Origin of the sequence: Synechococcus sp. R6-7 (genome assembly GCF_047461695.1) — a bacterium.
Classification (GTDB): domain Bacteria; phylum Cyanobacteriota; class Cyanobacteriia; order Thermostichales; family Thermostichaceae; genus Thermostichus.
In genome coordinates this window covers 1-7891 of sequence record NZ_JANSHS010000180.1, presented here as the reverse complement: position 1 = coordinate 7891, position 7891 = coordinate 1, and the positions used below count along the sequence as shown (strand labels likewise).

At 57.0% G+C, this 7891-nt stretch carries 10 protein-coding genes; 5 read left to right on the top strand and 5 right to left on the bottom strand.

What is annotated here, in order from left to right; genetic code table 11:
• The 3 genes from NW815_RS06200 to NW815_RS06190 all read left to right on the top strand — a co-directional run.
• Positions 1 to 397, top strand: a 397-nt coding sequence (locus NW815_RS06200; RefSeq protein WP_414415811.1) for a dual OB domain-containing protein, incomplete at its 5' end; no start/stop codon positions are given.
• Positions 394 to 1011 carry a DUF488 family protein gene (locus NW815_RS06195; protein WP_414390150.1) on the top strand — a complete coding sequence of 206 codons (618 nt, stop codon included), beginning with the start codon at positions 394 to 396 and terminating at the stop codon, positions 1009 to 1011. The genes NW815_RS06200 and NW815_RS06195, both read left to right, overlap by 4 nt.
• A complete protein-coding gene (locus NW815_RS06190; RefSeq protein WP_414390148.1) occupies positions 1008 to 1439 on the top strand; it encodes a DUF488 family protein in 432 nt (143 codons plus the stop codon). The genes NW815_RS06195 and NW815_RS06190 overlap by 4 nt, the downstream gene beginning before the upstream one ends.
• A 126-nt stretch (positions 1440 to 1565) precedes the next feature.
• Here the strand turns inward: NW815_RS06190 and NW815_RS06185 are convergent, their stop codons facing one another.
• On the bottom strand, positions 1566 to 1700 hold the full coding sequence (locus NW815_RS06185) for a hypothetical protein (RefSeq protein WP_414342083.1): 135 nt from the start codon (positions 1698 to 1700) through the stop codon (positions 1566 to 1568).
• A 195-nt stretch (positions 1701 to 1895) separates the two neighbouring features.
• Here NW815_RS06185 and hflX point away from each other — a divergent pair, with 195 nt between their 5' ends.
• Together hflX and NW815_RS06175 are read left to right on the top strand one after the other, a co-directional pair.
• On the top strand, positions 1896 to 3662 hold the full coding sequence (hflX, locus tag NW815_RS06180) for a GTPase HflX (RefSeq protein WP_414329429.1): 1767 nt from the start codon (positions 1896 to 1898) through the stop codon (positions 3660 to 3662).
• A 115-nt stretch (positions 3663 to 3777) separates the two neighbouring features.
• The gene (locus NW815_RS06175; RefSeq protein ID WP_414390146.1) at positions 3778 to 5526 is read left to right on the top strand and encodes a diflavin flavoprotein; all 1749 of its coding nucleotides are present in this window, start codon (positions 3778 to 3780) and stop codon (positions 5524 to 5526) included.
• 107 nt (positions 5527 to 5633) lie between these two features.
• On the opposite strand, the gene NW815_RS06170 is transcribed toward NW815_RS06175, so the two are convergent.
• The 4 genes from NW815_RS06170 to NW815_RS06155 all read right to left on the bottom strand — a co-directional run bounded on the left by NW815_RS06170 (position 5634) and on the right by NW815_RS06155 (position 7840).
• Positions 5634 to 6104 carry a hypothetical protein gene (locus NW815_RS06170; RefSeq protein WP_414390145.1) on the bottom strand — a complete coding sequence of 157 codons (471 nt, stop codon included), beginning with the start codon at positions 6102 to 6104 and terminating at the stop codon, positions 5634 to 5636.
• A 235-nt stretch (positions 6105 to 6339) separates the two neighbouring features.
• Positions 6340 to 6990, bottom strand: coding sequence for a precorrin-8X methylmutase (locus NW815_RS06165; protein ID WP_414390142.1), 651 nt, complete (start codon positions 6988 to 6990; stop codon positions 6340 to 6342).
• Positions 6991 to 7075: 85 nt separating this feature from the next.
• Positions 7076 to 7417, bottom strand: coding sequence for a histidine triad nucleotide-binding protein (locus tag NW815_RS06160; protein WP_011432043.1), 342 nt, complete (start codon positions 7415 to 7417; stop codon positions 7076 to 7078).
• Positions 7418 to 7501: 84 nt separating this feature from the next.
• Positions 7502 to 7840, bottom strand: a complete 339-nt coding sequence (locus NW815_RS06155; RefSeq protein WP_414390140.1) for a hypothetical protein — start codon at positions 7838 to 7840, stop codon at positions 7502 to 7504.
• Between the last annotated feature and the right edge of the window lie 51 nt (positions 7841 to 7891).

Genomic DNA, 7891 nt, shown 5'->3' with positions numbered 1-7891 from the left:
GGCTCAAATGAAAGATCAACACAACCTAGACAACCCTGAGAATCTCTGGGGCACTGGCGAGAGCAGCTATGCTGGGTGGAACAACCGGTTAAGTGTCGGGCGAGAAAGCGGAGTTTCTCTTTACCTTGTACCGGTCGAGCATTTGCGTCTGTTGGTTGGTTACAAGGCACCAGGATACCCGAATTCTAAGCGTAGAGTACGCGGCGAGTTTGTATACAAGGGAGTAAAATACTGCATGGATGTTACCGATCCTGTGATTGAACGGGATTTCCTAATGGGCGAAGACGGTCAATATGACATCCCCGATCCGGTGCTGTGTTTTAGCCTTAGCGATCCCTACTTGGGCTATTACTACAAGCTGATAGTGGCTATTCTCTACTCAGGTCGACTCATATGAAATCAGAGATCTACACGATTGGTCACTCAAACCACGAGATTGATTTTTTCATAGACTTACTGCGCCAGTACAACATCACCGGTATTGGCGACGTTCGCTCACGTCCATATAGCTGTTACGTCCCTCAATATTCACAAGAAAAGTTGAAAAGTGCTTTAGCGGCAGCAGGTATTGCTTACGTCTTTCTGGGCAAAGAATTGGGAGGACGTAGCGAAAATCCGAGCTGCTATGATCAGGGTAGGATTCAGTATGAACGACTGGCAAATGAGCCAGCCTTCCTCGAAGGGATCGACCGTCTGATCCAAGGTTCTAGTCGGTATCGGATCGCACTGATGTGTGCTGAGAAAGATCCTATTGAATGTCATAGATCGTTGCTGGTGGCGCGTAAACTTTTTCAAAGTGGGATTCCGGTCAACCACATCTTGGCCAATGGCTCTTTGGAGACTCATGAGGCTCTAGAATCTCGTCTTCTTGCCCTTTGCAAACTTCCAGAGGGGGACTTGTTTAGAAGTCGGGAAGAGTTTATAGCCGAAGCCTATCTCATTCAAGGCAGGCGTGTCGCCTATCGAGATGAGAAAATGTCAAAAAATGATGAGCGGAGCGCGAGGCCATGAAGATATTTACGATAGGGTTTACGAAGAAAAGTGCAGAGCAATTTTTTAATCGCTTAAAACAGCCTGGTCCGGTTCGAGTTGTTGATACTCGACTTAATAACACCTCGCAACTGGCGGGATTCACGAAAAAGAGGGATCTAGAGTTTTTTCTTCACGAGATCTGCAAGCTTGGATATGTTCATTTGCCGGAACTTGCACCAACTCAAGAGATTCTCGATGCTTACAAAGCCAGTGGTGAATGGTCTAACTACGAGAGACAGTTTTTGTCGCTGATGGCCGAGCGTCGCATTGAAGATCAAGTGGATAAAAGTATTCTCGATGGAGGATGTCTGCTTTGTAGTGAAGCTACACCTGAGCACTGTCATCGTAGGCTGGTTGCTGAATATTTGCGCAGAAAATGGGGTGATGTTGAAATCGTGCATCTATAAAAACCAAGAGCTGGCACTACGGCTTTTTCCGATTTATGCAGCTATTCCAAGTTGCAGCAGGGTTCTGGCAACACGGAGCGAAAGGGATGCCCAACTGATTTGGAAACTCTCTCACCGACAGCAAGCTCAATACAGGGATCCCCGCTTGGGCAGATCCAACACATTGACATCTTTGGGGTTGACCTTGAGCAGATGATGGGCGAGCAGGAAGCCTGTGATCGTCTGGGTTTGGCTGCCCCATGCGTACCTCGGTTGGGTCATGGAAGTATTCCGCCTACTTTTGTTCGGGAATGACCTTGGTTTGAATGTTGCACCCGTTGCTGATGACATCGCCGTACTGTTGCCCCCGCAACACTGGGCCAGTGTTTGCCGCCGTTGCTTTTGGATCCCAAGTTCCTGCGGGCAGCTAGCGTGTATGGTAGATGAAAGCTTGTTTTTGGGTCTTTCCCCGTCCCCATGCCCAGGGCTAGCACCTCTCGCCATCAGACCGACCCCCGCTTCAGCTCTGCTATCGCTCCACGACGCTTTCCCGAACAGGCCAAAGGGTTAAAGCCCCACCAACAAAAGCAACTGCAACGGCTTTACCAACTGCGCCTACCCCCCAACCGCCTGGTGACGGTGGAGTTTGCCCAACGGCTGGGATCCCTGACCCAAGAGTTGGAAGGCCGGCCCATCAGCGTTTACCTCAACCGGCGCGGCCAGGTAATCCGCGTAGGGGTGGGATCCCCTTTTGAAACCCAGATTCCCGCTTGGGAATTGCCCCGCCAGGGGGCCGAGCGCCTATCCGGGATCCGCTGCATCACCACCCAAATGGGGGAGGGGGGCCCCGGTCAAAAAGCGCTGACGGCCATGGCTTTGCAGCGTTTGGATGCCCTCATCACCCTTTCCGTGTCCAAGTCAGGAGGGCACCGACGCCGGGGAGGAGCGGCTACGGGCTTTGTTCACCGGGCCTATCTGGCCCATCTGCTGCCGGAGGGAGAGCGCCGTTGGCAGGTTTCTGAGCCTTTGCCTTTGGGGATCCTGGCAGAACAGGATCTGCAGGAGCTGGTGGCGGAGCTAGAAGATGGCTTTCGGCGCCAGTTGACCGCCCGCCAGGTGGATCTGGATCAGGATCGGGCCATCCTGGTGGGGCTGCAGGAGTCCGGGCAGAGCTACGAGGATCTCATGGATGGGTTGGCGGAGCTGGGCCGCCTGGTGGAAAGCGCCGGCGGACAGGTGCTGCAGGCCCTCTGGCAGAGGCGGGAAGGCCCCAATTCGGCCACGGTAATCGGATCCGGTAAGGTGCAAGAGCTGGCGCTGCTGGTCCAGGATCTGGGCGCTAACTTGGTGGTGTTCGACCGGGAACTCACCCCCAGCCAGGTGCGCACCTTGGAAGAGGCGGTGGGGGTGCGGGTGGTGGATCGCAGCGAGGTGATCCTGGATATTTTTGCCCAGCGGGCCAGAACCCGAGCCGGGAAGCTGCAGGTGGAGCTGGCGCAACTGCAGTATTTGCTGCCTCGCCTGGCCGGTCGCGGTCGCACCATGTCGCGGCTGGGGGGTGGGATCGGTACTCGGGGCCCGGGGGAAACCCAACTGGAAATGGAGCGGCGGGCCATCCAGCGGCGCATCAGCAAGCTGCGGCAAGAGGTGGAAGAGCTGCGCCGCCACCGCCAGCGGCTGCGCCAACGGCGCGAGGCATCCCAAATTCCCGTGGTGGCCCTGGTGGGCTACACCAACGCCGGCAAATCCACCCTCCTCAATGCCCTCACCCATGCCCAGGTCTACGTGGCCGACCAACTCTTTGCCACCTTGGATCCCACCACGCGGCGGCTGGATCTGCCCAACCGGCAGGCGGTCCTGCTGACCGACACGGTGGGATTTCTAACCGAATTGCCAGACCAACTGGTGGATGCCTTTCAAGCCACCCTGGAAGAGGTGACGGAAGCCGATGCCCTACTACATGTGGTGGATCTGTCTCACCCCAACTGGGAAGGACAGATCGAGGCGGTGGAAACCTTGCTGGACAAGCTGCCCTTGGCCACTGGTCCCCGCCAGCTGGTGTTCAACAAAATCGACCGCCTCGACCCCGAATGGGTGGAAGACGTCCGCCTGCTCTACCCCAAAGCCCTGTTTGTTTCCGCCGCCACCGGCCAAAACCTGGATCAGTTGCGCCACACCCTGGCCCAGTTTGCTACAGCCCTAAGTCCTAACCCCTTCGATTGGCAGGAACCCAAGGATCCCTAAAAGCATTCCATAAGGATTTCCAAACCTGCATAGCTCATCTTCATCCGCCGTCAACATAAACATTCAGTTACATTGAGATCAGGATTGTGACCCGACTTAAAGTTAGGGAGAGAACATGGCCACCACTGCAGTTGCACCTCAAGTCGCACCTCGCCTGGCCCAGCCCCATCTGACGCTGCAAACTCTGCCCATCGGGGCCGACACCCTTGCCATTCGCTCCCAAGACTGGGATAGGGATCGATTTGACATCGAATTTGCTCTGGAAAATGGCACCACCTACAACTCCTTCTTGATTCGCGGCGAGAAGGTGGCCCTCATCGACACCTCCCACGAGAAGTTTCGCCAGTTGTACCTGGATTGCCTGCAAGGGATCCTAGATCCTGCCCAGATCGACTACCTGGTGGTCAGCCACACCGAGCCAGATCACAGCGGCCTGGTTGGGGATCTGCTGGAGCTGGCGCCCCAGATGACGGTGGTGGCCTCCAAGGTGGCCATGCAATTTCTGGAAGATCTGGTGCATCGGCCCTTCCGGCGGCTGGTGGTGAAACAGGGAGATCGCTTGGATCTGGGCAAGGGGCATGTCCTGGAATTTATCTCTGCCCCCAACTTGCACTGGCCCGACACCATCCTCACCTACGACCACGGCACCCAGATCCTTTACACCTGCGACGTGTTTGGGATGCACTACTGCGACGATTTCGCCTGGGACGAACATCCCCACCTGTTGCAGGCCGACTTCAAGCTCTACTACGACTGCCTCATGGGGCCCAACGCCCGCTCGGTGTTGTCCGCCCTGAAGCGCATGGAAGCCTTGCCTCCCATCGCTGCCATTGCTACCGGCCACGGCCCCCTACTGCGCCATCACCTGTCCGACTGGGTGGAGCACTACCGCACCTGGAGCCTGGAGCAGGCCAAAGCCGAGCGCCTGGTGGCAGTGTTCTACCTGTCCGGCTATGGCCAGGCGGAAACCTTGGCTCAAGCCATTGCCCGCGGGATCCAAAAAACCGGCATCCAGGTGGAGCTGGCAGATTTGCGGCTGGTGGATGCCCACGAGGTGCGGGAGCTGATGAGCTTGGCCGCCGGTGTGGTGATAGGCATGCCGCCCCAATCAGGGCCTGAGGCCGCCACCACTCAAGTGCTGCTGAAAACCCTTTTGGCCTCTGCCCACAGCAAGCAAGGCTTTGGTCTGTTTGAGTCGGGCGGCGAAGATGATGAGTCGGTGTACCTCTGCCGCAACACCCTGCAGGAGATCGGCGCCAAAGAGGTGTTTGCCCCCATTCTGCTTAAGCAGCCTGCTGGCGAGGCCCTGCTGCAACTGGCCGAAGAAGCAGGTACCGACCTGGGGCAGTGGCTGACCCGGGATCGCAGCATTCAGCAGATGAAAGCCTTGGATGCCGACCTGGATCGCGCCCTGGGCCGCATTAGCAATGGCCTCTACATCATCACTGCCCGCAAAGGGCAAGCCACCAGCGCTATGCTCGCCTCCTGGGTAGCCCAAGCCAGCACCGATCCGCCAGGGATCAGCATTGCGGTGGCCAAGGATCGGGCCATCGAATCCTTCCTGCAGGTGGGAGATACCTTCGTGTTAAATGTGCTGCAAGAAGGCCATTACCAACCCTTGATGCGCCACTTCCTGAAGCGATTTCCACCGGGAGCCGACCGCTTTGCCGGGATCAAGACCTACCCTGCTGCCAACGGATCCCCCATCTTGGCCGATGCTTTGGCCTACCTGGAGTGCCGCGTGGTGAGCCGCCTGGAAACCAGCGATCACTGGGTGGTGTACAGCACCCTAGAAGCTGGTCGGGTCTCCAGCCCAGAGGGCCTCACCGCCATCCACCACCGCAAGGTAGGGAATCATTACTAATACTGATAGTGAGCAGTGAGAAGAGAGAAGTGAGAGATAATTTCTCACTCCCAGCCCTTCTCCCTGGGGAAGCTGGGATCCCTGTAGCGAACAGACTCACAAAAACTTCAATAGGACTGCCGATAGACCAACCCACTGGGATGTAGGAAGAAGGGGCTGTCTTCTCCCAGGCGGATCCCGATCTGCTCCAGCTGTTCCCCTTGGCGGGTCGCAGGCCTCGCGGGGAGCCCCTCTGTTCCCTGTTGAATCCTTTGGGATCCCTGCTGGGCTGGCTGATAAGGGACGTTGTTCAAACCTGAGGAAAAGGGATCCGAGGGGGCATACCTCTGTCGCCAGCGCTGGTAGGGGCTGACCGGTTCGGGAAAATGTTGCGTAGCGATAACCTCTGCCTTGTCGAGTGCAGTAGCAGTGTGGAGCACTTTCTGGGCTGTCGAGAGAGTAGAGGCAAGTGTTGACGATTCTGACAACTGCAACTGTGAAGAGGGCGAAAGGACGACCACCGGGCATGGCTCAGCTTGTGCCCAAGCCCCCGGCGCAAAAACCCAGGCAAGCCAGCAAAAGAAGATGGCACACCGCATGGGAAGATCCCTCCATAGGCCCAACCAGTCGTCTCTCAGGCCATTTTTCAAGGGCAGGACTGAGAGCACAGCTCCCATCTTGCCGATGCCGACTTGAAGGCCGGGTGCTCGGGATCCCCCCAGTTGAGTGATCTCGATCAGATCAGCAGACCTACTCTAGAAATGGGGTCTAAAGCCCTGCTCTACCGCTGCGCAGTTTGCCTTGGCTTAGCCAGCCAGTAGAGCAAGGAGCATGTCAAGAAACGGCGGATTTGCCAGGATAGTCTGCGCTGCTGACCCGTATATAGGCGTGCCAAGCCAAGTCCAGCAGGCCATCCAACACCGCTGCAGCCACTGCCGGGCCTCCTTTGCGTCCCTCAGTGCGGATGTGGGGCACCATGGAATCGGCTAGCTCCTGCTTGGCTTGCACCACGTTCACAAACCCAGCCGGCGTGGCGATGACCAGAGCAGGGGCCACCTCCTTCTTTCTAATCAGCTGCACCAAGGTGGAGAGGGCAGTCTGGGATTGGCCAATCACAAAGATCGCCTCAGGGTAGCGTTGGGCCAGGGTTTCCAAGCCCCAAGCGGAGCGGGTCTTGTCCCTTTGGGGGCGGGTAATCGCTTCGCTGCCGCAGTAGATGGGGTTGGAAAAGGTGTTCTGAACAGCCCAGGCAATGCCCACCTGTACCATCGGCTCATCGACCACAATGGTGGTACGCGCTGCCAAGGCCGCCGCCCCAGCCTGTAAGGCTTCGTTACCAAAACGGATGAGGTTCAAGTACTCAAAGTCGGCAGTAGCATAAATAACCCGACGAACCACCTCATACTCAGCAGGAGAAAGCTCGTGCTTGCCCACCTCCTGGTCGATGATCATCAAACTCTCTGCATCGGTTACGTGCCACTCCATCGATCCCAGACCCCGCCCGCCGTTTATCCTCAGTAATGACAGGATTGTACCTGCAGAGGCTCCAATGGGTGGGAAAAACCATCGCTCAACCTGGGGGCCAGCCCATCCCCCGACCGCCCAGAACGTGAATGTGGAGATGAAAGACGGTTTGCCCGCCGTCTTCTCCTTCGTTGATCACCAATCGGTAGCCTTTATTTAAACCTGCCTCGGCAGCCACCCGCTGAGCGGTCAGCAGGAGATGTCCCAGCAATGCCTCATGTTCGGGCTTGGCCTGGGAAATGCCGGGGATGGGCTCTTTGGGCACCACCAAAATGTGGACAGGGGCTTGGGGGGCAATATCTTTGAAGGCCAGGGCTCTATCGTCTTCGTAAACGATTTGTGCAGGGATCTCCCTGCGAATAATCTTGCCGAAAACTGTGTCGCTCATGGGTGCTCACAAATTAGTTCTGCCCTTAGCCTACCTGCTAACCGCACATTCTCCCACCCAGGTGGCGAGAGTGGCGCTCGGCACCTACTGCTTCAGCAGCCATTCAAATTCCTGCCGCAGTGATTGAATATGCCCCACTCGCGAGACCAACAGCGCATCTCGCCCGGCATCGCGAAAACGAGAGCGCCACAAACTCACCAAATCGGGGTTGCTGCACCAAAAGCGGATAACAGCGTCGACCAACTGATCCAAGTCCCAGCCGCGCCGGGCCGGCACTTCCTCCAGGGATCCCAGCAACGCATCGAGGGTGCAGGAGCTGGTACCCAGGTATTCCACCCCACAGGGCCGCTGGGCCAGCTTCTGTTGCTGATGAAAGAACTGCAGAGCAGGGGCGATGCCGATGATCTCGAAGGTGTAAACCATGTTGCTGATACATTTACGCTAAACACTGCTGAACATCACTGTTCAACTATG

What these genes read in the sequence shown, in the direction of transcription:
- NW815_RS06195 (WP_414390150.1), top strand. Translation starts at nt 394, where the DNA reads ATGAAATCAGAGATCTACACGATTGGTCACTCAAACCACGAGATTGAT.
- NW815_RS06190 (WP_414390148.1), top strand. Translation starts at nt 1,008, where the DNA reads ATGAAGATATTTACGATAGGGTTTACGAAGAAAAGTGCAGAGCAATTT.
- NW815_RS06185 (WP_414342083.1), bottom strand. Translation starts at nt 1,700, where the DNA reads ATGACCCAACCGAGGTACGCATGGGGCAGCCAAACCCAGACGATCACA.
- hflX (WP_414329429.1), top strand. Translation starts at nt 1,896, where the DNA reads ATGCCCAGGGCTAGCACCTCTCGCCATCAGACCGACCCCCGCTTCAGC.
- NW815_RS06175 (WP_414390146.1), top strand. Translation starts at nt 3,778, where the DNA reads ATGGCCACCACTGCAGTTGCACCTCAAGTCGCACCTCGCCTGGCCCAG.
- NW815_RS06170 (WP_414390145.1), bottom strand. Translation starts at nt 6,104, where the DNA reads ATGCGGTGTGCCATCTTCTTTTGCTGGCTTGCCTGGGTTTTTGCGCCG.
- NW815_RS06165 (WP_414390142.1), bottom strand. Translation starts at nt 6,990, where the DNA reads ATGGAGTGGCACGTAACCGATGCAGAGAGTTTGATGATCATCGACCAG.
- NW815_RS06160 (WP_011432043.1), bottom strand. Translation starts at nt 7,417, where the DNA reads ATGAGCGACACAGTTTTCGGCAAGATTATTCGCAGGGAGATCCCTGCA.
- NW815_RS06155 (WP_414390140.1), bottom strand. Translation starts at nt 7,840, where the DNA reads ATGGTTTACACCTTCGAGATCATCGGCATCGCCCCTGCTCTGCAGTTC.